Below are 25,070 nucleotides of genomic sequence, written 5' to 3'. Positions count from 1 at the left end.
CGACAATGACCGGGTGGTTCTCTTCTGTCACGACAAAATCATCACTTGATTGCGATATAAATCAAAACAGGTTCATCAGGACTGCCATACACTTCAAAATCACCTGTGTATGTCCGCTCCCCTTGTCCCGCGGCAGCCCACGCCCAAATCGTCTGCCATACACGGAAGACAGAAGAGGGTTCCTGAGTAGCCTGAAAAATAGCATAGCGCGCAGCCGGAATGACAAGTTCTTCAAGATCGTCAGGAGTTTGGAAATCAACAGCCGCTTCCTTCCCGATAAAGAATGTATACTCACCCAAAGCTCCATTTTCATAGTCAGTATAGCAACCATAGACGGAAGCAGATCCTTCATGCCCCCTGATCCGACCTGGCACACCCTCGCTCCAAAAACGTTCCCACATGTTTGGAATGATCCCGTGAGATGTTTGTTCCTTCTGATTATTTGTACGTGCTTTTAGTCCAATTAAATGGATTTCACCTCGGTTTTCCTCCCGAATGGGTCCATCAAGTTGAAGCTCTGTATCCTCTAAAGACCTCCACCTTTTCAAATGCGGTAGGTAATTACGCAGCATCGAAATCGCTTCTTCTGCCTGCATCCCCTCTTCTACCAGGATAGGCACACACTGCTGAATCATCCCCTCCATAGTCAATTCAGGCTGTACAAATTCGCCTTCCTTGTAACAATACTTGCAATACTCATCCGTTTTATGATGTTGTGCATCCGTTCCATATTGGTCCTCATGCTCCAGCGGCATCCCACAACTTTGACAAGCTTTATCCATCCTCGTAAATCCCCTTTCGCTATCTGATATCAGGTATGCCACCAGTATAACGAAACAAACCTGACAACTATGGGTCAGGTTTGTTTTACTTTAATCTAAGAAATTCCTTTATGATTCCCGAACTTCTTCGTAATTAGACGCAATACGCAGCGCCATCTTATGAATCTTGTCCCGCAAATGGGCTGGTTCTTTGACAACCACATCCGGTCCCAGGCTTAAAATAAATCCGTACGCCCATGCATCCTCAGGAAACGGGACCGAGACCGTATAGATCCCTTCCTCCTGCTCGGTCAATGCTTCTACGCCAAACCAGTCCTCCGCCAGATGCCTTGAGTTACGGTTAAATTGTAGCGTAAATGGTTGTACGGCCCTGGATACCTCCATCCGCCCCTCATTCCACGGCAACACTTCATAAGAAAGATCCCTGCGAGCAAAAACGGTCTCTGTAACCACAGGGTCACTCATGCGGGAAAGCTTGAATAGACGAAACTGCTCCCTATCGGGACAATATGCATATACAAACCATTGTTGTCCTTTCAGAACGAGCGTATGCGGTTCAACATTCCGTTCTGTAATGGCTCCCCCCGCATTTCGATAGGTAAAGGCGACAGTGCGCGCTTGGCTCATTGCTTCTTTTACCTTTATCAATTTGCCTTCCTGCGCAGCCCGATTTCCCCATCCCGAATGATCGACGATAAACTGTGTGGTATGGACACTAAATTGCTCTTTCCCAGACTCTGGTATAATACTTTCAAATTTATGAAGTAACCGCGACACATTCGGGCCGCCCAACGACGAGGACAAACTCTGCAGCCCCATTACAATGTCCTTGACATCATGATCCGTCAACATACTGCGATCCAGGCGGTATCCTTCCATCAAGCCGATCCCCCCATTGGCTCCCTGATAAGTCACCACCGGAATACCTGCCATACTAATCGCTTCAATATCTCTATAGATCGTCCGGATCGAAACCTCATATAAATCAGCCAGTTCCTTCGCTTGTATTCTATTTTTCTTTAGCAGCAAAATGACGATAGAAAGCAATCGGTCAATTTTCATTTTTTCAAAACCTTTCACCATTAATAAAAATAAGCCATGAACTCCTCATCGTATTCCTTCATCTTACTCTATCTCTTATCTTGGGATTTAGCAAAAATCCAATGAGCGACTTTCAATGAACAAGATATAGATCGAAATGGTTTAGTTCGTCTATATCTTGCACTTCGGAGCGACTAGTATCGAATTTAGCAAAATCCGGATCTAAAATGAATCTGTTATTCTTCAATTAAAATAACCTCAGGTACTCTATCCAGCCGAATAGAATGCCTGAGGTTTCAATAACTCCTTACAAATTATGATTCGTAGCGCTTCAGCACAATGACCGCATTATGACCACCGAAACCGAAAGAATTAGATAGCCCAATATTTAGTAGAGCCTTGCGCGCTTCGTGAGGCACATAATCCAGATCGCAAGCCGGGTCCGGATTGTCCAGATGCATCGTTGGTGGAATGATGCCCTCCCGTAGGCTTTGCACAAGCGCAATCGCTTCGACCCCGCCCGCAGCTCCCAGCATATGACCCAGCATGGACTTATTCGCAGTAACCGGAATCTGATAGGCATAGTCGCCAAACAGTTTGTGGATTGCCAAAGTTTCAGCGGTATCCCCTACAGCTGTACTCGTTGCGTGGGCACTGATCACGTCCACTTCTTCCGGGGAGATGTGAGCCGAACGAAGGGCCGCTTTCATCGCCAAGTAAGCTCCGGTTCCTTCGGGATGCGGTGCAACCATGTGATAAGCATCCGAACTCGCTCCATAACCGATGACCTCACCATAGATTTCCGCTCCCCGCCGGGTAGCGTGCTCCAGCGACTCCAGTACTAGGATGCCTGCTCCTTCGCTCATGACAAAACCGTCACGATCTTGATCAAACGGCCGGCTTGCTATCGAAGGCTCCTCGTTACGTGTTGACAAGGCTGTTGCATTAGCGAAACTTGCCAAGGCCAATCGGGACACCGCTGCTTCAGCTCCACCGGCAAAAATGACATCCGCATCTCCTGTACGAATCGTCCGAAACGCCTCTCCAATTGCTGTATTCCCAATAGAGCAAGCCGTCACGGGGGAAAGCGTAGGTCCCATCGCTCCAAACGCGATACTAATTTGAGCAGCAGCCATATTTGAGATCATCATGGGTACCAGCGTCGGGCTAACTCTGCCCGGTCCACGCTGTAGCAGTACATCTACATTGTCCACCAACGTATCCAAACCGCCGACTCCCGATCCCACATAAACACCGACACGCTCCAAATCGGTGTGATCCAGTTCCAGACCGGAATCCTTGAGCGCTTGCTCTGCCGCATATAGTGCAAACTGAGTAAACCGATCCATTCGTCTAGCATCTTTACGTCCCCATTGCTTTTCTGCATCAAAATCCTGTACCAGTCCAGCAATTTGTGCTTTCAAATCGGACACATCGAATGTATCAATTTTACGTATACCTGAATTGCCTTCCAGCAAATTCTTCCACAACGTGTCCACTTCATTACCCAGTGGGGAAACGACACCCATACCTGTTATCACTACTCTTTGCATAAGCTATTCATTCCTCCTGCTCGGTGACTTACTTATAATCCTCATTTTACCCTCGTCTTATCCTATTACAAGTGTTTGTTTATCCTGGTATAATGAACACTACTATAGTACACGCCTTATTGGCTCACTTCGGATATACTCATTGAATGGAGAGAAAATACCTATGAAAACGGAAGCACGTCTGGAAGCACTATCTGTTTTTCTAAAAACAAAAAGAGCCCGCCTACACCCACATATGGTCGGTCTCCCCCAAGGATCACGTCGCAGAACACCAGGCTTGCGCAGAGAAGAAGTCGCTCAGCTGGCTGGTGTCAGTACGACCTGGTATACCTGGCTGGAGCAAGGACGAGATATTAAGGTGTCCGCCTCTGTGTTGGATGCTATTGCTGCCGCATTGCAGTTGAACACAGACGAGCGCAAATATTTGTATGATTTGGCGATCGAGGCTGGGTCTCACAGCCTTCCTGCTCCTGCAGAGCAAGCCGTCATTTCCCCCTCTCTGCAAAAGATCGTACAAGAGCTGCACTACTGCCCTGCTATTATTTCAGATCGGCGCTGTCATATTGTCGGCTGGAACGCCGCTGCTGCTCATGTTTTTATGGATTTTGCCGAGCTACCACATGAGCAACGCAATATGATTGAACTGCTATTCACCAAAAAGGAGTTTAAAAGTCTAGCTGTGAATTGGGAACACTTTGTAAAGGGGTTCCTTGCTATTTTCCGCGCTTATTACGGGCAATACGTGACAGATCCCTGGTATGCACAATTTATACAAAATATGAGCCAGGCCTACCCGGAGTTTAACGAGCTTTGGAATCAGAGTGAAGTAAGCTCTGCACCGGAGGTGCTCATTGAATTTCGTCATGCGAAGGCTGGCAAAATGCTATTTGACCTAACTTCTCTTCAGGTACAAGGCAGTGTTGATCTCCGTTGCAGCATCTACACCCCCAATGCGCAAACCTCAACGGAGAGCAAACTCCAAAAGTTAATGGAAGGCAGCTAAAGGATTTCATCCCTCCTGTTATGAAGATATCATTTTCCGTCCATACTACATCTACGATCTGTGCAAAAATAGATGCCACATATGTGACAGAACCAAGAGCTTCAACTGTGCTACTACCAGGAGGGAGGGAATCATCATGAAAGCCAAATCGACAAGTTCCCCGCACATACACAATCAAGCGCCACTGCCTGTTCCGGTGCAATTTGATCGAAGCTGGCAGGATGAGTTGGACCAACGCCTACGCAAAGGCGGCCCTTGGGGAGATTGGAATCTGTATCAGCTGGCCATTGAGGCAGAAAAAGTCAAACTGGTGCCGAACTTCGATGAGCTTCAATGTCTACAGCATTTGCAAGACCTCACTCCACTACCCCATCAGCTGGATACCGCTCGGAAGGTACTGTTTCAAATGTCCGGACGTGCTATTCTTGCCGATGAAGTCGGCCTGGGCAAAACGATCGAAGCTGGAATGATCCTAAAGGAATATCTGGTTCGCGGGCTGGCTTCCAAAGTGCTTATTCTTGTACCCGCATCCCTGGTCCTACAATGGGTGCGTGAGCTGAACAGCAAATTCGGTATTCCCGCTGTCGCCCAGAAAAAAGCGTATTCTTGGTCTTCCGAGGTTGTCGTGGCCTCTATGGATACCGCCAAGCGAGAGCCCCATAGTAACATCCTGCTAGATACCGATTATGACCTGCTCATTATAGACGAGGCCCATAAGCTGAAAAATAAAAAGACATCCAACTACCAGTTCATTATGAAGCTGCGTAAAAAATATTGTTTGCTCCTGACAGCGACACCTGTACAAAACGATCTGTCTGAGCTGTTTAACCTGATTACACTGCTCAAGCCCGGTCAATTGGGAAGACATGGCGATTTTTCAGCCAACTTTGTTGTAGATAAACGTCTGCCCAAAAATGAAGATCAGCTCAAGGATGAGCTGTCTAAAGTCATGATCCGCAATCGTCGCGGAGAAGGCCCAGTTCAATTCACCAAACGAAATGTTTCCAATATTCACTTGGAACTTTCGCCGGAAGAGCAAGCGCTGTACGATGGGGTAACCTCTTTTGTCAAAGAGCAATACCAGGCGAATGGCGGAAATTTAAGTAGCATGCTGTCTCTCGTTACCCTTCAACGGGAAGTGTGCAGTAGCCGGGACGCTGTGTTCGTGACGCTGGTCAATTTGTCTAAAAAAATGGCTCCAGACTCTCCCCTACGCGATCGTGTCTGGGATTTGGTTGCACACATTAAAGCGATCAAGGCCAATTCCAAAGCAGAAAAGACGCTCGAGCTTATCCGTCAGATGAACGAAAAGGTGATCATTTTTACAGAATACAGAGCCACACAGGAGTATTTGCTGAACTATTTCCGTGACCGTGGCCTATCTGCTGTTCCTTACCGAGGCGGTATGAACCGTGGACGCAAGGATTGGATGATGGATCTGTTCCGTGGGCGCATTCAGGTCATGATTGCCACCGAAGCGGGTGGTGAAGGCATTAACCTGCAATTTTGTCACCATATGATTAACTTCGATTTACCGTGGAACCCCATGCGCGTGGAGCAGCGGATCGGACGGGTGCATCGACTTGGACAGACGCATGATGTTAATATTTTCAACTTGTCCACAACCGGAACGATTGAGGAGCATATCCTACATCTGCTGCATGAAAAAATAAATATGTTTGAGATGGTCATTGGCGGATTGGACGTTATTCTGGAGAAGTTTGAGAAGAAAGAATCCATTGAAAAAAGTTTGTATAAAATTATGCTTGAATCCAGTAGCGATGATGAAATTCGCAAAAAAATGCAAAAGCTGGGCCACTCGCTGGATTCCATCAAACAGGAAATGGAACAACTGCGCACAGACCAGCCAAACACCGAGGATTTATTAGGCTTAGCAGGCAATACGGTTCCTCCGGGTAAAGCTCGACGCAGTGTGAAGGGAGGTCGCTAGTTTGACCATGGATGCAGAGCAAGTCCAGCGTTTTGTCCACACCTATCTGGAAGCTACCGGATGCAGTGTCATTGAGAGGTCACCCCACCATGTAACCGTCAAGCTTTCTCCAGAAGCGGATAAAGCCTTAACAAACCGCCCCTACTATTGGGGATACGTAGAGCGTACTGGCGTTCCAGCGCAGACGATGTCCTTCACTTTCATCTTTGATGCGGAAGCCTATCGCACAGAACAGGAACGTTTAGCAGATCATACGCCACCAACTCCAGTATCAGGCAACGCAGTACAAGATCAGGTCATGGGGCGTTACTTCGGTCATGTACCGACATTACCACAATTGGGACCTGGACGTATTTTGCAGGAGGAGCTTCGATATGGAAGCCGTCGGCTGCACCAAATTTTTGAAGCCGCACGAGATGGAGGAAAATATGTTTATTTGTTTGAGCAGCCTGATGCCCGTCAGTTGTCTGCCCGCTCTCCCGTAGTCTATGAAGCTTGGCTCAGCATCTGCTATAAAATTGAATTCGCTTGCGATTTGAAGCGTGAGGAACTTCATTGGCTAGGTATTTCGCTCAAAAGCGGCACCATTGTAACCGATTTTGGCGCCATGCTCGAAACCCGACAGCTCAGCCCGCTTCTGGCGGGCAATATGCATGTACAGCCTGCCAAGCTATCTGTCCCGGAAGCTTCCACCTCGCTTGAAAGCTACCTCACTGAACAACTCCGTCAGCAAGATTATGGTTGGGCTGAGCAGGCGAAGGAACGATTGCGCGAGGAATTGGAGGTCATTGACCACTACTACGAAGATCTAATCAAGGAGCAGAAAGAGGAAGAGGAAAAAAAAGAAGCCATATCCGAGCAGCATCAAGCCCGCCGTAAAGAAATGGTATGGCAATATGAGCCAAAGGTACTCGTATCCGCCATTAACTGCGGGATATTTCATCTGCGGTAACCGATATCTCTCGCTCCTTCGCAGGAGAATTGCAGAAATATCGTCAGCTTGTAACATCTTGCTTCAGCCTACATCAGTTTCCGCTGCTGTAACCACAAGTTTGGTTAAACATGTCCCCTATGTATCGACAGCAAAAAGCGAACCTGGATATGACATTTACGCCGACAAGGTGCAGCAGTCTTTTTATGGGACAGGCTGTATGCTGGATAAAAAAGAATGCCTCCGTCGGGCAATCAAGCCGACAGAAAGGTGGATACCATTGAAGAAGAGTCATTCCGGGCACTATAGCATAGGTATGATCGCAGCAGTTCTGATCGGCCTGTCCGCAGTCTGTCCGTTCGCTTCCATTCATGCGGCTCCCTCAGTCGCACAAAGCAACAATTTAAACTCGGTGTCTCTCTACAACGAAAGCTCGTGGGTTCCTCCATTGAACTCCACGAGTCCGGTTACCTCTTCCCCGGGTGACGTTTCTGCAAGTTTTCCTACTGAGGAGCAAGGCGTGCCCGCAGACGTAAAACAGGCTGCGAACAACACAGTGCAATCCCTATCTTCGCAGCCCCCTTTTGCCTCGTGGAAAGATGCTGAGCTTAGCTATCATCCGCTCGGACCTGGAACCCATAGTTGGCTTGTTCAAGTAAACCGTGCGGGAGAATATATCGGCTATCTGATTATCGGATCAGACTCAAAAGGCTTATATCAACTCAACGAATACGGGAATGGCCCGGGTGGGCCTTATAGTATGGATGTACTTCGTCAATCCCTGGTGTCGTTCACAGATACTGATCTTTCATCTATCGACAAGCTGCAAATCACACCTATGTATGAGGAACCACTACTAGCCTACTGGCTGGTCCGTTCCTCTACAGGCAGCGAAATATGTATTGATGCTGTGACTGGCGATCCGTTACCTGTAGAAGTGACAGATGGGAGTTGGAAACATAAGCTTCAGAACAACGTATTCTCTTCATCTGTTCCCTTTTTGAAAACACAGGCGCAGGCGGTTACGGTCTCGTCTGCTCCTTTCGATCCCTATGACGACCTGGGGTGGCTTCAACCCAAGCAAAAGCTTTCCGTCCGTAACACAGGCCAATTTATGGATACACTGAGTATTTCGCCGCGTATTATATTTTCTGCCACAGGTATCAATTTTGCCTTTGGAGGTCCCTTATCCATTAGTGGGTATCAGTCCTGGACATCCCCAGATCATCCGTCCCAACCCAATTTATATGCGTTAACCTACCATCATGGACTTTCCCGATTTGTACCATTAAAAAAGTTATTGTCAGCTGGCGAATTCTATCGTTTGGACTCCTAGTTATAATAAAGAAACATGATAATGATTCGGAATAATCCCTACAACATAAAAAGAGACCTCAAAATGGCATACCCTATGCCTCTTGTGGTCTCTTTGGCGAGTTTAATGTCGCTCCCTTCGCCCTCTGCGTGTGGATTTCATCCACATTTTCAGAGCGAGAGGCAACATGCCAAACCATTTACTCCCCCACGGCTCTCTGGCTTGTTTTTGACTGCGCCGAACATCACGCGGCGTTTCCATATAGCGAACAATCCGCTGCGTAATATACGTCACCAGTTCGTCACTCTTCGCCATCCTCCATGACCTCCTTCAATCTGCGCCCATCCTTTCCATTTACGTTGCTTGGAAATATCGGATTTACACGTTAGGTGCAGATAAAACTAGCTTGCTCATTTTCCAAAAGGTCTAACCCCTGTGGGAATAACTATGCATGGTTTCCCTTAAATGGAACATACTATCTTCAATCAGTAAATAATTAATTCGTCCACTGGAGGAATAGAACGTGCGGAATAAAAAGCTAAACAAGATAGGGCTGACAAGGCTGGGATTGAGTCTATGCATCCTTTGCAGTGCTGTATTTGCCCCATTTACCTATATAGCTGCTCAGCCCGACGATAAAAGTAACGAACCGAACAAGTATACAGATGTTCCGCCCAACGTACATTCGTCCTATCACGCTTTTGCTAAGCCCGTTGTCCTGATTGATGTAGGCCATGGCGGTGTGGATGGTGGAGCAAGTCACAAAGGAATTTTGGAAAAAGACATCAATCTCGCCATTGCTCAAAAGCTGTACTTGATTTTACGATCCCAGGGATATCCTGCTGTTCTGAATCGGGACAAGGATTACGCACTGAGTGACGACAACCGTTGGCTACAGTCCAAATCCCGGCATCTTAAAGACCTCGCCCAACGTAAAAGCCTAACAGAACAACTGCCCACCGCTTTGGTTGTAAGCCTGCATGTCAATTGGACCAAACGTGCCGAAAAACGGGGACCCATTGTGCTGTATCAGGATGAAGGCAGCAGCTATCTGTTAGCTGAACGGATTCAGCATTCATTAAACCGCTTATTTTGCATGAATAGAAAAACAGTGTACGGAAAACCCTTTTATCTTTTGAATAAAATCCAGCACCCTGCTGTCATTGTGGAAACCGGATTTATAAGTAACGAACAGGACAGAGCTATGCTTTCTGAGGATCGTGGTCAAAAAAGCATTGCAGGAGCTATTGCCGAAGGCATTATTGCGCATCTGACGGCCTGGTAGTGTTGGTGGCTGGGTCTCCCGTCCATCCCCATACAGCTCGCACCAAATCGCTAATACCCACAAATTTGGCCTGCTCCTTTAGCTTGGGAACCGACGAATGAAGAGCGGAGGATGTGTATATGCCCGACACGCCGACATGCCCAATCGTTACGCAGGTGTTGTGCTCATCCAGCCATTCAAACACTTTTGTAAGTTGCCGATTCACATGGGAGAGGGTATGGACATCATCCAGAAAAACATCATTGCGTACCGGTGGCATTCCCTTTTTAGCGGCAAGCTCAGGCACCACTGACCAATAGTTAGTACGGCTATCGACAAAAAATAGTCCATGCTCCTTACAAACATCAAGAACTATGGACATAATGCGCTTATCTGAAGTAATTTTGGAACCCATGTGGTTGTTCATCCCTATCGCATAAGGAACATCCTTAATGGCTGCTGTCACCTTAGCGCGTACTTCATCATCCGTCATATTAGCCTTAATTGCTCCGGGTCCAAGCCATTCGGGCTTTCCCTGTTTTGGCTCCATTGGAAGATGAACGATGACGTCATGACCACGCTTATGCGCTTCCATAGCGTCCTGCTTGGTAGTAGGCAGGAAAGGCATCACAGCAACGGTAATCTTAACGGGTAAATTTAAAATTCGCTCAGTCCCTTTCATATTGTTTCCCAGATCGTCAATAATGACAGCAACCATCCTTTGCGACTCGTCCTGTTTGTCTATTGCTTCTGCAACACCAGTACTACAGACCATGAATAACATGCATACCGAAATACAGAGTACTACGGTTCTTCGCATTTTGGAGCTTGAATGGAATACAGGTACATAAGCTGGCTCTTTCCGACCGCGAGATTCCTTTAAAGCCTTTTTTATTATATTTCTCATGTGCAGCTTCCGTCGTGTACTCATTGCGGGTCAGCCTCCTTCTCTGTCCCTTCATTGTGTGAGTAACCTCGTCTAAATATGTATAAGGCAGACCATGGAATACTCCTTAATCTGCCTTATCGTGCGTAAAAACGTATGTTAAAGCCGCTTACCAGTTCTTATCAATAAATTCATCACGGCCCGATTGAGCCCGATCTTCCTTATAGTGCTTCACGTTTTTCTTGTGGTAATCCTGATGATAAACCTCTGCTGGATAAAAAATCGAAGCCGGAAGGATCTCCGTTGCAATTGGCTTATCAAAGCGTCCACTTTGTGCCAACTGCTCCTTGGACTGTTGCGCAAGCTCACGTTGCTGCTCTGTATGATAAAAAATTGCGGGTTTATACTGTGTGCCCCGGTCCTGAAATTGACCTTCCCCGTCGGTAGGGTCTGTTTGTGGCCAATATAATTCGAGCAGCTTTTCATAAGGAAACAGCTCAGGCTCAAACGTAATCTGCACCACCTCGTAGTGACCTGTAGTTCCTGTTTTAACCTGCTCATAGGTGGGATTGGGAATCGTTCCTCCAGTGTATCCTGACACAATGCCATGAATGCCCGGCTGCTCTTCAAACGGAGTCACCATACACCAGAAGCACCCACCTGCAAAAGTTGCTTTCTCCATCTTACATCCAACCTTTCAATAACTTCATCATAAAATTTTCTATCATATCTGGAAATCCATAGTTTGCGTGAAGACAAGAAACGTGTTCAGCTTAAACTATGAGCAAATCCCCAGAAATATAAGAAAAAGGTCTCTAAAACTGCTACGAGAGCAATTCTATAGACCTTTTCTAATGGATGCGGTCGAGAGGACTCGAACCTCCACGGGGGGTTAGCCCACACGGACCTGAACCGTGCGCGTCTGCCAATTCCGCCACGACCGCATATAAATTATCGTTTATCCTCGAAAGATCAATCTTTCTTAGCGACAAGATAGATCATACCATGCACATATCAAGATGTCAAACCTTTTATATTCGTTAATTTCCTCTTGATAAAAAAGGAATAATAAACTAAAATAAGAACATAAGTTCTCAGGAATAAACGTTCCTTTTCTTCAATTGTTTATGAATTATCATCACATTTTCCTAAGGCGGTGAATGGTAATGACCTCTTTGGATACTACTCAGCATGAATGGTCTCTTGTGAAAAGTTATCTGCTCCTTACCTTTATTCAAAAAGTATTTGAGCGGGACAGCCTAATTCTTGAAGAAAGCGGTATGCTGAAAACCCCTGATCTTTATGTCGAAATGGTTAACGCAGGTGTAGATCGTACCGGAATCCTACTGTCTGAAGTAAAACATGAATTTAATAAATATCACATTCATGTTCTGGACATACAACAAAACCCCTCCGGCGTTCACGCCACCTATATAAGTAAAGGCAATAAAGAGCAGTTCAGTATGGCAATGCCAGCATTCCGCAAAGAAATGTATGAGCGGATGCGAGCATATCTGGGGCTCTCAACCTCTATGCCCCATACAGCTGCCCTTCCTTTACTAGAGAAACATCGCGCCGAATTACCAAACAATTCAACTTCCAACCCCCTACGCATCGTTGATCGAAGTTTGGTTACATCCTCTTTGGCCTATAAGCGTAAAACGTCTCGCCCCGCTGCTGTTGCCGCAAGCAGAAGAGCATAATCCCCGCACAATAAACACGCAAAAAAAAAAGCTTCCGCAGACACCAACTGTGCTCGGAAGCTCCTTTCCATATCCATCATATATCCAGATCGATCTATAACCGCTAAGATGAAGCATAAGCATATCTATTAATGATTCGCTTTATTGCAACGCCTTCTGTACACGCGTAACCCCTTGACTTAGAGCATGTCCTCCACCTACCGCTGCGGCTACAGCAATGGTCTCCATAATTTCCTGATCACTAGCTCCTTTGGACCGCGCCTCGTCTACGTGATAAAACGTGCATACTTCATTGTTGGCAAATAAGCCAATGCCTAGTGCAATCAGTTGCTTGGTTTTCTCATCTAAGCTGCCGGCTTGAAAGCACTCTCCGGTAAAGCGATGATATGCATGAACTACCTCGGGCAACTGATCTTCCAAATGGCTGATTTGATCCTTATATGCATGTACTTTTTCGTCCATAACCGTCATTGACACAGCACGTCCTCTCTGTTGGATTTTCCTTCATTACTGTGTCCGATTTAGAGTTTCTGTATGCCTAATGAATCACCCAGTTATTTTTATCCAACACCCATTTGGAACCCATTCCTAATCCAGATCTATCGAATTGTGACGTGGCTCGCTGAACGGCTGATATGTATAGCTGCGATCCAATTTGACCACACGTCGATTCTGGCGGCGAATAAGCACCTGTTCATCATCCCATGCCAGTACAATGCCAACAACATCGTTGGTCTCCAATCCATCGCGTACGACACGCACCTTTTCACCGGAGAGTCGATAAGCATCCAATTCTTCGTCCATAATCATCCTTGTCCCCTCCTTATACACTTTTTTAATAACACAGCGACCATGATTCTATGCATGAAAAAGTTTAAAAAGAGACCTAAATGAATCATTTAGGTCTCTTCTCACTTACTACTTATATGGATTGCCAACAGAGCGACAAATTATCCCGACTGATTTACACTGTGATCATGTTCTTTTGTATCGTTCTTCTCGTACCAGAAGTCCAGCACTTGTGCAGACAACACTCGCTGATCTACATACTCCACTTGGTGAGCAGTAAATTCTTCTTTCCAAGAGAAGGACAATTCTTCGCATAGGTTAACCAACGTCAACAACTCAGACCAGGCCACATAGCGTTTATACCAAAAAAACTGAGGATGTTCAATCATATAGGGATACAAATCGTCAAATTCCGTATGCTTACAATCCAAGGCACGCTCAAAGTGTACTTTAGCCGCTGCCAGTTTTTCCAGAAAAAACTGTTCGGTTAATTGTTCTTTCCCCATGTTGCTGCCTCCTCTCCAAAACCTTAACTATATTATAAGCGAAATTGAAGCTCATGCAAAGGTTATTATTAGAAATAAGGAACAGGAGTTTTGAATTGTTACTATTCAGCAAACTCAATCTTACCGTCCGCTAACGACGAAATTTTGACCAATGACTCTACACGAATACCCTGCTCACGGATGGTTCTCGCTCCGGCCTGAAAGCTTTTTTCCACCGCGACACCGAATCCAACCAACTCAGCTCCGGAGCGTTGAATGATTTTAACCATGCCTCGCGCCGCATCACCATTAGCGATAATATCATCAATGAAAAGAACACGATCATCTTCGTGAATAAATTGACGAGACAGCATAATATCCGTAACAATACCTTTAGTAAACGAAGGTACGCGTTCACACAGCGCGTCTGGATCAGCTAGTAGGGTCTTTTTACGACGAGCGAATACCAACGGGACACCCAATTCCAAAGCTGTCGCAAACCCGATGGCAATACCTGAGGACTCCACGGTCACTACTCTGGTAATCTTCTCTTCCCGGAAACGTGCTGCGAACTCTCGTCCCATTGCCATTGTCAATTCTGGATCAACTTGGTGATTAAGCAAACCATCCAGCTTCAGTACCTGATCTGATGCAATCACGCCTTCATTTATAATTCGTTCCTTTAATACTTCCATTACATGACCTCCCACGGCATTCCTATGCGGTAAAAGTACCATACTTCACCCGCCGCTTTCAAGCTATAGCTGCTTTCCATGCGGTCATGTGACATTTTTTTTACGCTTGTTCCAGAACCATACGGTGATTCCTCCCACAACAATTAAAAGAATAACGACCAGCCCTACCCGATGCGTCACCTTCTCCATTAGCTTCGCCACCTGCTCCCAATGCATGCCCACCGCATGTCCAATCCCCAAAAATGTACCGCACCACAGCAAAGCTCCTGCTGATGCATAACAGATATAGCGAAAAACGCCTAGACGGGTTGTACCTGCCAGATATGAGGATACATGTCTCAAGCCGGGGACAAAATATCCGAACAGGATTCCCCAGGTACCATAGCGCCCAAACCAATTTTCAGAAGAGGCAATCCTAGAAGGCGTAAGCCTCACCCATTTTCCGTATCGATGCAAAAGTGGTTTTCCCAGCAGACGCCCTAGTGTGTAGCTAAGCATCATACCCGTCATACTACCGAAAAATGTGACTGCCAGTGCAGCAATGAAGTTGTAGTGCCCTTGAGACACGAGCCCGCCGAAGGCGATCATTAGCACTTCGTCGGGTATCGGCATACCTGCTACTCCAAGTGCAAGCAAGCCGAACATTGCCAAATATCCGTATTCCAGTATCCATGCAAGGATTTGACCCATAAATTACGCTCCCGTCAAGCTATTCATTAATTCACTTTAATTATTTTCAGTCTCATCCAGTCATGTCCTATTTCAGTTGAACATAGTTTGTATTATATGCTCGCTGCAGCGTTATTCAAGCAGGCAAGGAGGGACTGGGGATGAAACGTAATATTCATGTTTTTCAGATTGCTTTTACATACATCGGTACAATCGTCGGTGCCGGATTTGCTACCGGACAAGAAATTCTGCAATTTTTTACGCAGTATGGTCGTTGGGCTACTCTCACTATTATGCTGTCCACAATCATATTTGTATGGTTGGGTACGAAAATGATGCTGATCGCTCATGATATTTCAGCCAAATCCTACGAGGACCTGAACAAACATCTTTTTGGCGCCAATGCCGGGAAATGGATTAGCTGGTTCACGCTCATCGTGCTGATTGGCGTAAACAGTGTCATGCTGGCAGGAGCCGGCTCTGTTTTTGTAGAGCACCTTCACCTGCATTACCAAACCGGACTGCTTATTACACTGATTGGTACTTATTTGCTGCTAAGTAAAGGCATTAAAGCCATCTTACACATGAACACCGTGGTTGTCCCTCTGATGATCATCATGTCTCTTCTGCTCGTTCACAGCACGCTCTCCATGCCCAATCCTCAGAGTTTTATTACGAATACGACAGATCACAGTACATTTCGAACCTTGCTCTCTCCACTGCTGTACACGTCCTTCAACCTAACTATGGCCCAAGCCGTGCTTGTACCACTTGGCAGCCAAACCTTTTCCCGAAGAACCATCCGCTGGGGCGGAGTTTTGGGCGGAGTTGGTGTCGGGTTTATGCTGATGGCTGCACACTTTGCCATGTCAGCACATATGCCGGGTATTCAGCAATTTGAAATCCCTATGGGAAGCATTGCTTACCGTCTGGGTGCCTTTGTCGAAATCATATACATTCTACTCATTTTCATGGAAATCTTCAGTACCTTTGTGGCCGACATTTACGGAGTCAGTCTGCAAATTCGTCAGCATGTCCAAATTTCGCCCAAGCTCATCACACTATTCATTATGCTCACCTGTTTTTTAATCAGTCAGTTCGGCTTTAGCTCACTGTTATCTGTTCTTTATCCTATTTTCGGGATGCTCAGTCTGATGTGGGTTAGTAAACTGATCATGGCAGGACGCGGGAGACCTTTCCGTTCCTCACGTCCTCACTCCAGCCTTCGGCATTCTGATCCCAAACCAGGTGATACTCGTCATGGTTAGTGTGGAAATTTCAAATACATTTTCTTCAACTCGTTAACCGCTCGACTCAAAGAATAGCTTGATTTAGCCTTATCGCAGGCAGATCTAGCCAACTCATAACGATAGGCAGGATCAGCGATGACCTTTTCTAATGCGTCTGCTAGTGCCTTCGGATGGTCGGGTGGCACGAGCAGACCATTGACCCCATCCTCAATCTGCTCCGGTATTCCTCCCACTTCTGTGCCTACCAATGCCAGACAACTCAACGCTGCTTCCGCAAATACCGAACCAAAGGCCTCCGCTCGAGAAGGCAAAACAAATACATCAAAGAAAGGCATAAACTCTTCTGGATGAAGGGTATATCCATAAAAAATCGTCTCATGGTATATATCGAGCTCTCGCGCCATCTCTTCCAGCTCAGGGCGAACCGGGCCATCTCCAATAATATGAAGCACAAATTCCATATTTCTTTTTTTAAGTTCAGCACAGGCCCGCAATAAAATATCCAATCCTTTCGCCGGAACAAGGCGGCAAACGGTTATGAGCTGTGTCACTTCATTTTCGTGTGGAATGGGCTTGAAGCGCTTCTCATCATATCCATTCGGAATGACTGCAATGTCTTGCGGATTCTGAACGTAAGGAGTTAAATAATGCTGAAAAGAATGAGATACCGCTATCAGGCGATCCGCCTTCTGCTCCATTTCCCCGTACAGTGATACCAAGAATTGGTGTTCAGGCCCGTTCTCCTCTATTTTCCCGTTTAGGATTAACTCCTTCTCATAGGAAGAGTGAATCGTCTGTACAAGCGGGATGTCAGGAAAAACAGTTTTCATAGCAATCCCGGCAATGGGGTGATGAGCATGAATGAGGTCATAGGGCTTCTGAATACGAAGCCGGGTCCACCACAAATAGTCACGGTACGTCTGAATATATTTTTGAACGATTGGATATTGTTCATATCTCGTCCAGTCAAAGGTATCAAAAATTACTTCGTCCCTACCCTTGTTACGAATCCGTTTAGGGATTGAAAATAGCTCCATTTCCCAACGGGGGGATGTAAATCGCTCTTGCAGATATGGAATCATGGATGAAACACCTCCCGGTTGCTCGGGTGGGAAAAAGAGAGCCTGTAGCAATTTCATGACGTGCTTCCCCTTTCAAGCATTAAACTGCCCGGATCACAGATGTATGTATAGGTTTCCGGATTTTCTGAAAGATGATATATTGAGAATAAATGTTAGTCACAAAAGAAAATTATAACATTTTAAATGGGATAAATCCTGTCTATTGTATCGGAACGATATCATCCGTTCAATAGATTGACTATTTTTGCAAATGGAGTCGGTGATGTTGACGTTGTTGTCCTTATCGGGAACCTTGGGTTTCCCATCTCTGGCCGAGGCCGTAAGTGCAGCCTGCGGTTTGTATATTATACTCATGATGGCACTGATGTGCGTGATCATATATAGCAGACAACGAAAAAAAGCCTATATCCTTTTTTCAGTTGCCGCTATTATTATTATGACATATGAAGCCATGAATCTCTATTCAGCAGGCGGAGGCAAGATGCAACTCCAAGGAACCGTGTGGAAAAATGTACTGGAGGCGTCTGCCTTCGTACTCATCAATGCCGCCGTATTTCAACTATACCGGAAGCTAAAACGTGTGCAGACATGGACCTTGCTACTGCTGGGTGCGTTATTGATATTGCCTGTTACTGCCTGGACAGCAGGTTTGTTGCCCGCTTGGATCAGCGCAGCGAAACTGGTTGGGTTCACTCTATTTTATCGAGTACTGGTGCTTATACTGAGCCTTGTGTTTATCACCCCACGAATCGGACAGCCAAAGAAGTATCTAGCGGGCTTATTCATGTATTTGCTCTGGGTCGGCTATTTGTGGCTGCGAAATGATATCCCTGAAGAAGCTGGCAGGTCAAACACAGTCCTATATATGTCATTTTTACCATTGCTGTACTACACTACGTTATTCCTCATCCTGTTTGAACGGATTGTGGAGCTGCTCCAAAGGATTTACCGTTCTTCCATCACCGATGGCCTGACAGGGCTATATAACCGCAAATATTTTTCAGGACGACTACGGCGATATATGGATCAAGGAATCCGCGTGTCGGTCATTTTTTGCGATATTGACAATTTCAAAAAGCTGAATGATACGCAGGGTCATGCTCGTGCCGATGAAGTACTCAAACAGGTGGCACAGATTATGGAGGATGAACTGGATGAAATCGGACTGACCGGACGATATGGTGGCGAGGAACTGGTCGCAATGGTTGTGGATCGACGTGCCAAGGTTGGACATGTCGCAGAACGTATCCGCGAGCGGGTCGCGGAGGAAAGCATTGTCACAATCAGTGTCGGACACAGTACAGTGAAGAAGGAAATGAACCCGGATGAACTGGTCAAGCAGGCCGATCAAGCGATGTACATATCCAAAACGACAGGTAAAAACAAGGTTACAGCTTATACAGCAGCCGAAGTGAAAAAAAGTCGGGCAGCACGCGCACAATAAATTGCAAACTGCGATTCGTTGTAAAAAGTTGAGTTTGAATAATTCTCTGTCTGGTTGCCTATACCACAAAATGACGCACAGGAATCTCATAAGAGCCTGTGCGTCATTTATATTTAATCTACCCGTCAAACTTCTGACGTTGCAGATGCTATATCCCGGCCGATCCATGCCAGCTCTTCACTAGTCAGCTCTCTATAGCTGCCCAGTGGAAGCTGTTCATCCAGCTTCAATGGTCCCATGGCCGTTCTTTTCAAATAGGTCACCTTTTTACCAACCGCCTCGAACATACGCTTCACTTGATGAAATTTACCCTCATGGATGACAAGCGAAATATAGGAAATGACTTCTCCATCTGCCTGGTACGGATGTTCGTGGCGAAGAATAGTCAACTGTGCGGGAAGGGTAACATACCCATCATCCAGTTCCACTCCTGCTGTAAATTGAAGAATATCCTCCTCCGTGACATGACCCGACACGGTAGCTTCATACGTTTTAGGAACATGCCGCCGTGGAGAAAGTAGCTCATGCGCTAGCTTACCGTCGTTGGTCAATAACAATAGTCCTTCTGTATCTTTATCTAAACGTCCTACTGGAAAAGGCTCAAAATGTCGTTCCTCCGCACTCAGCAAATCCAGTACCGTCCGCTCCCTTGTATCTTCAGTTGCAGAGATGACACCTGGTGGCTTGTGCAGCATGATATAAATATACTCCCGAAAAACAACACGTTCCCCGTTCACTTCAATCTGATCCTGGTATGGATGAACCTGTAAGCCACTATCCTTGGTGGTCTTCCCGTTTACCGTGATTATCCCTTGCTTCACCTGTCGCTTGATATCACTACGGGTGCCATATCCCATATGGGTTAAAACTTTATCCAAACGTTGCGTTTGTCTCCCTTTTCCACTCATACCGATGTCCACCTCCAGCCTGTAGGGTATTCATTTTTGAGCATGCCATCCTGCCATTTGCCCCACCCAGCCGAATAACCATCAATGCACACGAGAGTATGGCCTTTGGGCTGGACTTCGTTCCGCAGTGCCATTCTCTCAACGGGGATGGACAAGGTCTCACCTTTTAAATACCGGATGGCCTCAGCATCTGAACTGGAGAGATTGATGCTTCTAACCGCCTCTGAAGAGCGTAATGCCACCGCCAGCGGGTGTGAAGGCACAAAGCGACCATTCTTGTCAGTACCCATAAACCAGCCTGGTCGCACCACTTTAAGGCCGTCCAAACGATGTGATGCCAGTGGCGACTGATAAATGCGATCTCCATAAACCACCGTATAGCCTGTAAAAGACACTTCCAGCTGCTCCTTCACAAATTGGTGATAGGATTCCAGCACATCCTGTGGGGAGCGTACAGCGGATTTTACATTTTCTTTGCCAGAACGGGACTTATTGCCACCCAAGCCGCGTGCGGACTTTCCTTTACCGGATTTCCCGTCCATTCCTTTTCCACTTCGTTTAGGCTCACCAGTTCCAAGTCTTCCTTGACGGCTTGGCGTCTGCGCTTCCCTGACGGACAAAAACGGCTTCTTCCGTGGATACGCTGCATCTATGTTCAATGCCCTATCATCTTTGTCCTCAAACGGAGTCAAATCCTCCGATTCAGTGTGATCTTCTATCGCAGCGGCATGCCCCCCCTGATGCTGCAATACAGCGATATAATGGCCTTCTCCCTCTACGAGATGCGGCCAAAGGCGTGCTGTTCCCCGCAGCTCGGGGTATGCTGACGCGACCTCTTCACTCATCCATTCCGGGTGGCCTGGTGCAAAGCCTGCTTCTGATGAAACAGGGACTACGTCAAAATCGGGGTGAGCCTCCAGAAATTCTGCGATCATTCCTTCATTTTCTTCTGGCGCAAAGGTGCAGGTCGAATAGACAATTCTCCCTCCTGCGCTCAGCATTGAGGCCGCTACACGCAAAATGTCCCGTTGCATGACTACACATTTATCTACCGAATGCGTTTCCCATTGTTTTGCCATGTCCTCATCCTTGCGGAACATACCTTCTCCCGAGCAAGGTGCGTCAATTAGTATCTTGTCAAAAAAATGTGGAAAGGCATCGGCGATTCGATCCGGGCTTTCATTCAGTACCACGGCATTACGCACACCGTACAATTCCACATTTTTAGCCAACGCTTTGGTTCGGTCCGCGCTAATATCATTTGTCACCAATACGCCGCTTCCTTGTAGTTTGGCAGCTATTTGGGTCGATTTCCCGCCCGGTGCAGCACATAAGTCCAATACAGCTTCGTCCTGAGCTACATTGAGCAGCTCAACCGGAGACATTGCACTCGGTTCCTGTACATAGTACAGCCCCGCATGGTAGTAAGGGTGTAATCCCGGCTTTGTACCGTGCGGAATATAAAAACCCGTGGCACACCACGGAATCGGCCGCAGTTCGAACGGAGAACGTTTCTTAAAGTCCTCTACCGGAATTTTTAATGTATTGACGCGAATCCCGGCATGGGACGTGTGGTCATAGGCAGTCATAAATGCTTCAAATTCTTCGCCGAGCAATTGCTCCATGCGCTTTACAAATGCTGTGGGGAGCTGTACACCCATAATCGTAATCATCCTGTCCTTTTAAAATAAATTTTATTGTACCATATTCAACCTGTTATCCCGCAATATCCGTGTGATTTACAAACTTTCACTACAAGATGTAATGTTGTATAATAATAAGATTCATAGCTGCATATTTTGAATTTTGATAGGAGAGATTGCATTGAACGCACAAAAATCCAACAAAAAAAAGCTTATACCTGTCATCGGCTTTTTTGTTGTGCTGGTCATTTTGATTGGTGTGCTGCTCGCTTTAAATTCAGGCACTAAAAACAAGCTGTATGGCGTTTCCACAGCCTCGTTAAATCCTGCTACTCAAGAGCTGCTGAATGACCCGAACTATCAGCAAATTATTAAGCCGGAAGATTTACAGAGCAAAATTGACAAAAAGGAAAACTTTTTCGTCTATCATTTCGCCTCCGACTGTGTGCATTGCCGCGCCACTACTCCCAAGCTCTTGCCTTTGAGCAAGCAGGAGAACATCACGATGCACGAATTTAACCTGCGTGAGTATGAGGATGGCTGGGACAAGTATAAGATTGAGTATACCCCTACGCTCATTTATTACGAAAAAGGCGTGGAAAAGGAACGTATGGTAGGCGGGTTGAAGGAAAATCCTTCGGACAATGGATACACACTCGACGATTTCAAAGCCTTCTTTGAGAAATATAAAAAGAACGTAACCTCCTAGGCAAACCTTCACACACCTGAAAACGATAAAGCAGCCCGATCCTCATGAAACGGATCGGGCTGCTTGCTTATCATGCGCTTCAAACTCAAGGTGCATCCTTCGTTTCCGCTGAGACAGAACCTGAGCCGCCAGCGGCCTGTCTTCGCCTAATAGAAGCTTCCAGCGCCTGCTGACGCTGCTCATGCTTTTCCCCACGCCGAGGACCTCTTTGCTGCGGAATGTTGACCGGAATAGACGACGATGCCTTCTCCACGGCCCGGCGCAACCCGGGCTCGACGATTTCAATCGTCATATCCCGATAAACCGGCGGTTGTTGCTGAAGCTCTTCCGTGCCGGTCATAACAGCTTCAGCAAGCTGACGAGCGCAAATGCGCGCCTCTTCCACCAGCTTCACCATATTAATGCCCAGCGCCTGCGAAGGAGCATGCTCCAACCGGTGGACCGCACTATCCAGCATCATATGTCCACCACGATAGTTACCATTCCGAAAATGATACAGCCCTACAGCAACTTGCAGCAAACCTTTATATACAGGGTCACGGTCCAGCTTAAGCCACAGCTCTTCCAGTACCTCATGACATTCAAAGTAATCCCGATCCCGATTGAAGTATACCAAATAAGTCACGTACAGCGGTTCGTAGGAAAGGTGTGCCATTTAATACTCATCCCTGTCTTCTTCCTTGGTAGAGGCTTCTAGCATCTCTTTGACCTCATCGTGAAGCAGCTTGATTCCTTCCATGTCGTGCCGTTCCCACAGTTCATTAAATCTGCGCTGCGCATCAATCGTTTCACTGATCTTATGGTAGAAATACAGCCGATGCATGCCTGTTAGCACTTTGGATACGATATTGGCTTCATCCTCGAACTTTTTCTGCGCTTCCAATATTTCAAGACGCATGGAAGACATCTCATTATCCAATACAAAGGCTGCCTCAGCTGCCTTTTTCAACCGTGTGCGCATATTATCAGGCAAGCTTTCACGATACTTATAGCTAAGAGAATGCTCTATGGTTGCCCAAAAATTCATAGCCAAAGTACGGATTTGAATTTCTGCCAGCACGATTTTCAGCCCGACTGCTGTCTGAACCGGATACTCCACAATCATATGAAAGCTGCGATAGCCACTGTCTTTATAATTGGTGATATAGTCCTTTTCATACAGTACGGTCAAATCCTTACGTCTTCTGATATATTCGGCCACCCGCCGAATATCCTCTACAAATTGACACATAATGCGAATGCCTGCAATATCCTCGATTCCCGTCTCCAGCTGATCAGAAGGAACCTGTAATCTCTTCGCCTTATCGAGGATGCTTGATATTTTTTTAACCCGTCCGGTTACGAATTCGATAGGAGCGTATTCTTCGCGCTTTTTCAGCTCCGCACGCATTGTTTTGAACTTGACCTTAAGCTCTTCCACCGCCTGATCGTATGGCAGTAAAAATGTTCCCCAGTCTCTTCCGTCCATCCCCGTACCTCCTGTCTCTTCCGACAACACTTTTTTATCTGTGATCTGCACCAACAGCCTCGGTAATGTGTCTAAAGCCGTCCTTTCGAAGCAGCTCACGCAGGCCAGCATGTATAGCTCTATTTACTTCCGGCCCTTCGTAGATCAATGCTGTATAAATTTCAATCAGACTTGCGCCTGCTTTAATTTTGTCATAGGCATCACGACTCGTGAATATACCGCCTGATCCGATAATAGGAAGCTTACCTTCCGTCTGGCGGTACACCCGTCCGATGACCTCTGTGGAACGGTCACGCAGCGGCTTACCACTCAGCCCTCCTGTTTCACTCGCATTTCGGTGCGTCAAACCAGCTCTGGATATCGTTGTATTGGTCGCAATAATGCCGTCTACTCCACTGGCAGCAATCGCATCTGTCATATATTCCAATTCCTCATCCGATACATCTGGCGCAATTTTAACCAGTACAGACTTGGCATTGCCATACTTTTTCGCCTGGACTCCCATCTCTGCCCGAACCGCTTCCAATAACGACTTCAGTTCATCACCATGCTGGAGCTTTCGTAAATCCGGCGTATTCGGCGAGCTAATATTCACTACAAAGAAGTCCGCATACGGATACAGTGCGGAAATACACTTTTCATAGTCCTTATGAGCATCCTCATTGGGCGTGATTTTATTTTTGCCGATATTAACTGCGACCGGAACAGGTCGATGTTTGAGTGCAGCCAGACGCTTCGCCATGCTCTCAGCACCCAGATTGTTAAAGCCCATCCGATTGACTAATGCCTCATCGGGAGGCAGTCGGAACAAACGTGGCCGATCGTTACCGGGCTGTCCCACAGGTGTCACCGTTCCCACTTCCATAAATCCAAACCCGATGGAAGAAAAACCAGTAACCGCTTCTGCATTTTTATCCAGTCCTGCAGCCAGTCCAATCGGGTTGGGAAAATGAATGCCAAACAGATCAACGGCAAGATCCTCCGTTTCCTTGACTCCGTACATTCCTCGCAGTGTCGCTGCTCCACCAGGAAGTGAGCCCGCATGTTTTAAACCGTCAATGACTACATGATGGGCCGTTTCTGGACTCATTTTAAAAAAAACAGGTTTCGCAATCCTTCGATACAACACGATTCATCCACTCCGTTCTATGCCCTTGCACAATCCTAAAAAAACATCTCTACAAAATAGTTTAGCTTTTTCCATACCAAAAAGAAAGTAATTTGCGAGGTGCAACATCAGAACAATTCAGTTGTCATGGAGATGTCATTGAAAATGTATAATCAAACCATTTACAATGGACATAGTAAGACAAGACCTTAGCTCGTTAGAAAAGAGGGATTGCTGATATGAAGACCAAGCGCAAGCCGCCCAGTCTGCAAAAGAAAAAGGATGAGGTGAACAAGAAAGCGATTGTATGGACCGCCGTCAGCTTTGTTCTCCTCATCATTGTAATTATTCTGGTCATTGTTTTAGCACAAGCAGGAAATCGTTAAACACC

General features: G+C 46.5%; 27 protein-coding genes and 1 tRNA gene. 10 read left to right on the top strand and 18 right to left on the bottom strand.

Annotated features, from left to right (window positions below):
- Nucleotides 1–41: 41 nt before the first annotated feature.
- The 3 genes from MKY35_RS08975 to fabF form a co-directional block, all read right to left on the bottom strand.
- On the bottom strand, nt 42–782 hold the full coding sequence (locus tag MKY35_RS08975) for a zinc ribbon domain-containing protein (protein ID WP_342446159.1): 741 nt from the start codon (nt 780–782) through the stop codon (nt 42–44).
- A 108-nt stretch (nt 783–890) separates the two neighbouring features.
- The gene (locus MKY35_RS08970) at nt 891–1,844 is read right to left on the bottom strand and encodes a YafY family protein (protein WP_039270185.1); all 954 of its coding nucleotides are present in this window, start codon (nt 1,842–1,844) and stop codon (nt 891–893) included.
- Nucleotides 1,845–2,137: 293 nt separating this feature from the next.
- The gene (gene fabF, locus MKY35_RS08965) at nt 2,138–3,376 is read right to left on the bottom strand and encodes a beta-ketoacyl-ACP synthase II (protein ID WP_029516739.1); all 1,239 of its coding nucleotides are present in this window, start codon (nt 3,374–3,376) and stop codon (nt 2,138–2,140) included.
- 163 nt (nt 3,377–3,539) lie between these two features.
- On the opposite strand from fabF, the gene MKY35_RS08960 reads away from it, so the two are divergent.
- The 4 genes from MKY35_RS08960 (at nt 3,540) to MKY35_RS08945 (ending at nt 8,597) form a co-directional block, all read left to right on the top strand.
- Nucleotides 3,540–4,379, top strand: a complete 840-nt coding sequence (locus MKY35_RS08960; RefSeq protein WP_023988057.1) for a helix-turn-helix transcriptional regulator — start codon at nt 3,540–3,542, stop codon at nt 4,377–4,379.
- Between the two features lie 136 nt (nt 4,380–4,515).
- Nucleotides 4,516–6,330 carry an SNF2-related protein gene (locus MKY35_RS08955; RefSeq protein ID WP_342446158.1) on the top strand — a complete coding sequence of 605 codons (1,815 nt, stop codon included), beginning with the start codon at nt 4,516–4,518 and terminating at the stop codon, nt 6,328–6,330.
- Nucleotide 6,331: 1 nt separating this feature from the next.
- On the top strand, nt 6,332–7,282 hold the full coding sequence (locus MKY35_RS08950) for a YqhG family protein (RefSeq protein WP_342446157.1): 951 nt from the start codon (nt 6,332–6,334) through the stop codon (nt 7,280–7,282).
- A 58-nt stretch (nt 7,283–7,340) separates the two neighbouring features.
- Complete coding sequence (locus MKY35_RS08945; protein WP_342446156.1) at nt 7,341–8,597, top strand: hypothetical protein; 1,257 nt, start codon at nt 7,341–7,343, stop codon at nt 8,595–8,597.
- 102 nt (nt 8,598–8,699) lie between these two features.
- On the opposite strand, the gene MKY35_RS08940 is transcribed toward MKY35_RS08945, so the two are convergent.
- Nucleotides 8,700–8,891 (bottom strand): YqzE family protein, encoded by a 192-nt coding sequence (locus MKY35_RS08940; protein ID WP_029516735.1) that lies wholly within the window; start codon nt 8,889–8,891, stop codon nt 8,700–8,702.
- Nucleotides 8,892–9,099: 208 nt separating this feature from the next.
- Between MKY35_RS08940 and MKY35_RS08935 the strand changes: the two genes are divergently transcribed.
- The gene (locus MKY35_RS08935) at nt 9,100–9,861 is read left to right on the top strand and encodes an N-acetylmuramoyl-L-alanine amidase (protein WP_340931893.1); all 762 of its coding nucleotides are present in this window, start codon (nt 9,100–9,102) and stop codon (nt 9,859–9,861) included.
- Here MKY35_RS08935 and MKY35_RS08930 read toward each other — a convergent pair.
- The 3 genes from MKY35_RS08930 to MKY35_RS08920 all read right to left on the bottom strand — a co-directional run bounded on the left by MKY35_RS08930 (nt 9,836) and on the right by MKY35_RS08920 (nt 11,670).
- The gene (locus MKY35_RS08930; protein WP_342446155.1) at nt 9,836–10,771 is read right to left on the bottom strand and encodes a divergent polysaccharide deacetylase family protein; all 936 of its coding nucleotides are present in this window, start codon (nt 10,769–10,771) and stop codon (nt 9,836–9,838) included. The genes MKY35_RS08935 and MKY35_RS08930 overlap by 26 nt on opposite strands.
- A 124-nt stretch (nt 10,772–10,895) precedes the next feature.
- Complete coding sequence (gene msrA / locus MKY35_RS08925; protein ID WP_342446154.1) at nt 10,896–11,408, bottom strand: peptide-methionine (S)-S-oxide reductase MsrA; 513 nt, start codon at nt 11,406–11,408, stop codon at nt 10,896–10,898.
- Between the two features lie 177 nt (nt 11,409–11,585).
- Nucleotides 11,586–11,670: transfer RNA gene (locus tag MKY35_RS08920), tRNA-Leu, on the bottom strand.
- Between the two features lie 222 nt (nt 11,671–11,892).
- Between MKY35_RS08920 and MKY35_RS08915 the strand changes: the two genes are divergently transcribed.
- Nucleotides 11,893–12,429, top strand: coding sequence for a hypothetical protein (locus MKY35_RS08915; RefSeq protein ID WP_342446153.1), 537 nt, complete (start codon nt 11,893–11,895; stop codon nt 12,427–12,429).
- Between the two features lie 141 nt (nt 12,430–12,570).
- Here the strand turns inward: MKY35_RS08915 and MKY35_RS08910 are convergent, their stop codons facing one another.
- The 5 genes from MKY35_RS08910 to MKY35_RS08890 all read right to left on the bottom strand — a co-directional run bounded on the left by MKY35_RS08910 (nt 12,571) and on the right by MKY35_RS08890 (nt 15,088).
- Nucleotides 12,571–12,900 carry a carboxymuconolactone decarboxylase family protein gene (locus tag MKY35_RS08910; protein WP_013309744.1) on the bottom strand — a complete coding sequence of 110 codons (330 nt, stop codon included), beginning with the start codon at nt 12,898–12,900 and terminating at the stop codon, nt 12,571–12,573.
- 117 nt (nt 12,901–13,017) lie between these two features.
- A complete protein-coding gene (locus MKY35_RS08905; protein WP_342446152.1) occupies nt 13,018–13,239 on the bottom strand; it encodes a hypothetical protein in 222 nt (73 codons plus the stop codon).
- A 140-nt stretch (nt 13,240–13,379) separates the two neighbouring features.
- Entirely contained in the window at nt 13,380–13,724 is a 345-nt protein-coding gene (locus MKY35_RS08900) for a hypothetical protein (RefSeq protein ID WP_007429850.1), read from the bottom strand.
- A gap of 101 nt (nt 13,725–13,825) precedes the next feature.
- Nucleotides 13,826–14,398 (bottom strand): xanthine phosphoribosyltransferase, encoded by a 573-nt coding sequence (locus MKY35_RS08895; protein ID WP_039270032.1) that lies wholly within the window; start codon nt 14,396–14,398, stop codon nt 13,826–13,828.
- 84 nt (nt 14,399–14,482) lie between these two features.
- A complete protein-coding gene (locus MKY35_RS08890; RefSeq protein WP_039270030.1) occupies nt 14,483–15,088 on the bottom strand; it encodes a DedA family protein in 606 nt (201 codons plus the stop codon).
- A gap of 140 nt (nt 15,089–15,228) precedes the next feature.
- Between MKY35_RS08890 and MKY35_RS08885 the strand changes: the two genes are divergently transcribed.
- Complete coding sequence (locus MKY35_RS08885; protein WP_029516728.1) at nt 15,229–16,335, top strand: membrane protein; 1,107 nt, start codon at nt 15,229–15,231, stop codon at nt 16,333–16,335.
- On the opposite strand, the gene MKY35_RS08880 is transcribed toward MKY35_RS08885, so the two are convergent.
- On the bottom strand, nt 16,332–17,456 hold the full coding sequence (locus MKY35_RS08880; protein WP_029516727.1) for a glycosyltransferase family 4 protein: 1,125 nt from the start codon (nt 17,454–17,456) through the stop codon (nt 16,332–16,334). The genes MKY35_RS08885 and MKY35_RS08880 overlap by 4 nt on opposite strands.
- Nucleotides 17,457–17,661: 205 nt before the next feature.
- Here MKY35_RS08880 and MKY35_RS08875 point away from each other — a divergent pair, with 205 nt between their 5' ends.
- The gene (locus MKY35_RS08875) at nt 17,662–18,843 is read left to right on the top strand and encodes a GGDEF domain-containing protein (RefSeq protein ID WP_342446627.1); all 1,182 of its coding nucleotides are present in this window, start codon (nt 17,662–17,664) and stop codon (nt 18,841–18,843) included.
- Nucleotides 18,844–18,968: 125 nt separating this feature from the next.
- Here the strand turns inward: MKY35_RS08875 and MKY35_RS08870 are convergent, their stop codons facing one another.
- Entirely contained in the window at nt 18,969–19,751 is a 783-nt protein-coding gene (locus MKY35_RS08870; RefSeq protein WP_069011089.1) for a pseudouridine synthase, read from the bottom strand.
- A complete protein-coding gene (locus MKY35_RS08865; protein WP_342446626.1) occupies nt 19,748–21,412 on the bottom strand; it encodes an RsmB/NOP family class I SAM-dependent RNA methyltransferase in 1,665 nt (554 codons plus the stop codon). Before MKY35_RS08865 ends, MKY35_RS08870 begins: the two co-directional genes overlap by 4 nt.
- Before the next feature lie 163 nt (nt 21,413–21,575).
- On the opposite strand from MKY35_RS08865, the gene MKY35_RS08860 reads away from it, so the two are divergent.
- On the top strand, nt 21,576–22,103 hold the full coding sequence (locus MKY35_RS08860) for a thioredoxin family protein (RefSeq protein WP_039270024.1): 528 nt from the start codon (nt 21,576–21,578) through the stop codon (nt 22,101–22,103).
- Nucleotides 22,104–22,188: 85 nt separating this feature from the next.
- On the opposite strand, the gene MKY35_RS08855 is transcribed toward MKY35_RS08860, so the two are convergent.
- From MKY35_RS08855 to MKY35_RS08845, 3 genes are read right to left on the bottom strand one after another with little or no spacing between them, the layout of a single operon-like run.
- The gene (locus MKY35_RS08855; RefSeq protein WP_039270022.1) at nt 22,189–22,758 is read right to left on the bottom strand and encodes a DUF309 domain-containing protein; all 570 of its coding nucleotides are present in this window, start codon (nt 22,756–22,758) and stop codon (nt 22,189–22,191) included.
- On the bottom strand, nt 22,759–23,571 hold the full coding sequence (locus MKY35_RS08850; protein ID WP_023988035.1) for a GTP pyrophosphokinase family protein: 813 nt from the start codon (nt 23,569–23,571) through the stop codon (nt 22,759–22,761). It lies immediately after the preceding gene.
- Between the two features lie 34 nt (nt 23,572–23,605).
- On the bottom strand, nt 23,606–24,700 hold the full coding sequence (locus MKY35_RS08845) for a quinone-dependent dihydroorotate dehydrogenase (protein WP_029516721.1): 1,095 nt from the start codon (nt 24,698–24,700) through the stop codon (nt 23,606–23,608).
- A gap of 218 nt (nt 24,701–24,918) precedes the next feature.
- On the opposite strand from MKY35_RS08845, the gene MKY35_RS08840 reads away from it, so the two are divergent.
- Nucleotides 24,919–25,065 (top strand): hypothetical protein, encoded by a 147-nt coding sequence (locus tag MKY35_RS08840; protein ID WP_023988033.1) that lies wholly within the window; start codon nt 24,919–24,921, stop codon nt 25,063–25,065.
- Nucleotides 25,066–25,070: the final 5 nt, after the last annotated feature.

The sequence above is a fragment of the Paenibacillus sp. FSL L8-0638 genome (genome assembly GCF_038593075.1).
In the GTDB taxonomy this organism is placed as follows: Bacteria; Bacillota; Bacilli; order Paenibacillales; family Paenibacillaceae; genus Paenibacillus; species Paenibacillus polymyxa_D.
Note: the sequence above shows the minus strand (reverse complement) of the source record. Positions and strands in the feature narration are given on the sequence as shown.

Excerpts from the sequence above, each read along its gene's own strand:
- MKY35_RS08975 (WP_342446159.1), bottom strand. The coding sequence starts at position 782 with ATGGATAAAGCTTGTCAAAGTTGTGGGATGCCGCTGGAGCATGAGGAC.
- MKY35_RS08970 (WP_039270185.1), bottom strand. The coding sequence starts at position 1,844 with ATGAAAATTGACCGATTGCTTTCTATCGTCATTTTGCTGCTAAAGAAA.
- fabF (WP_029516739.1), bottom strand. The coding sequence starts at position 3,376 with ATGCAAAGAGTAGTGATAACAGGTATGGGTGTCGTTTCCCCACTGGGT.
- MKY35_RS08960 (WP_023988057.1), top strand. The coding sequence starts at position 3,540 with ATGAAAACGGAAGCACGTCTGGAAGCACTATCTGTTTTTCTAAAAACA.
- MKY35_RS08955 (WP_342446158.1), top strand. The coding sequence starts at position 4,516 with ATGAAAGCCAAATCGACAAGTTCCCCGCACATACACAATCAAGCGCCA.
- MKY35_RS08940 (WP_029516735.1), bottom strand. The coding sequence starts at position 8,891 with ATGGCGAAGAGTGACGAACTGGTGACGTATATTACGCAGCGGATTGTT.
- MKY35_RS08930 (WP_342446155.1), bottom strand. The coding sequence starts at position 10,771 with ATGAGTACACGACGGAAGCTGCACATGAGAAATATAATAAAAAAGGCT.
- msrA (WP_342446154.1), bottom strand. The coding sequence starts at position 11,408 with ATGGAGAAAGCAACTTTTGCAGGTGGGTGCTTCTGGTGTATGGTGACT.
- MKY35_RS08915 (WP_342446153.1), top strand. The coding sequence starts at position 11,893 with ATGACCTCTTTGGATACTACTCAGCATGAATGGTCTCTTGTGAAAAGT.
- MKY35_RS08910 (WP_013309744.1), bottom strand. The coding sequence starts at position 12,900 with ATGACGGTTATGGACGAAAAAGTACATGCATATAAGGATCAAATCAGC.
- MKY35_RS08905 (WP_342446152.1), bottom strand. The coding sequence starts at position 13,239 with ATGATTATGGACGAAGAATTGGATGCTTATCGACTCTCCGGTGAAAAG.
- MKY35_RS08900 (WP_007429850.1), bottom strand. The coding sequence starts at position 13,724 with ATGGGGAAAGAACAATTAACCGAACAGTTTTTTCTGGAAAAACTGGCA.
- MKY35_RS08895 (WP_039270032.1), bottom strand. The coding sequence starts at position 14,398 with ATGGAAGTATTAAAGGAACGAATTATAAATGAAGGCGTGATTGCATCA.
- MKY35_RS08890 (WP_039270030.1), bottom strand. The coding sequence starts at position 15,088 with ATGGGTCAAATCCTTGCATGGATACTGGAATACGGATATTTGGCAATG.
- MKY35_RS08885 (WP_029516728.1), top strand. The coding sequence starts at position 15,229 with ATGAAACGTAATATTCATGTTTTTCAGATTGCTTTTACATACATCGGT.
- MKY35_RS08880 (WP_029516727.1), bottom strand. The coding sequence starts at position 17,456 with ATGAAATTGCTACAGGCTCTCTTTTTCCCACCCGAGCAACCGGGAGGT.
- MKY35_RS08875 (WP_342446627.1), top strand. The coding sequence starts at position 17,662 with ATGTTGACGTTGTTGTCCTTATCGGGAACCTTGGGTTTCCCATCTCTG.
- MKY35_RS08870 (WP_069011089.1), bottom strand. The coding sequence starts at position 19,751 with ATGAGTGGAAAAGGGAGACAAACGCAACGTTTGGATAAAGTTTTAACC.
- MKY35_RS08865 (WP_342446626.1), bottom strand. The coding sequence starts at position 21,412 with ATGGGTGTACAGCTCCCCACAGCATTTGTAAAGCGCATGGAGCAATTG.
- MKY35_RS08855 (WP_039270022.1), bottom strand. The coding sequence starts at position 22,758 with ATGGCACACCTTTCCTACGAACCGCTGTACGTGACTTATTTGGTATAC.
- MKY35_RS08850 (WP_023988035.1), bottom strand. The coding sequence starts at position 23,571 with ATGGACGGAAGAGACTGGGGAACATTTTTACTGCCATACGATCAGGCG.
- MKY35_RS08840 (WP_023988033.1), top strand. The coding sequence starts at position 24,919 with ATGAAGACCAAGCGCAAGCCGCCCAGTCTGCAAAAGAAAAAGGATGAG.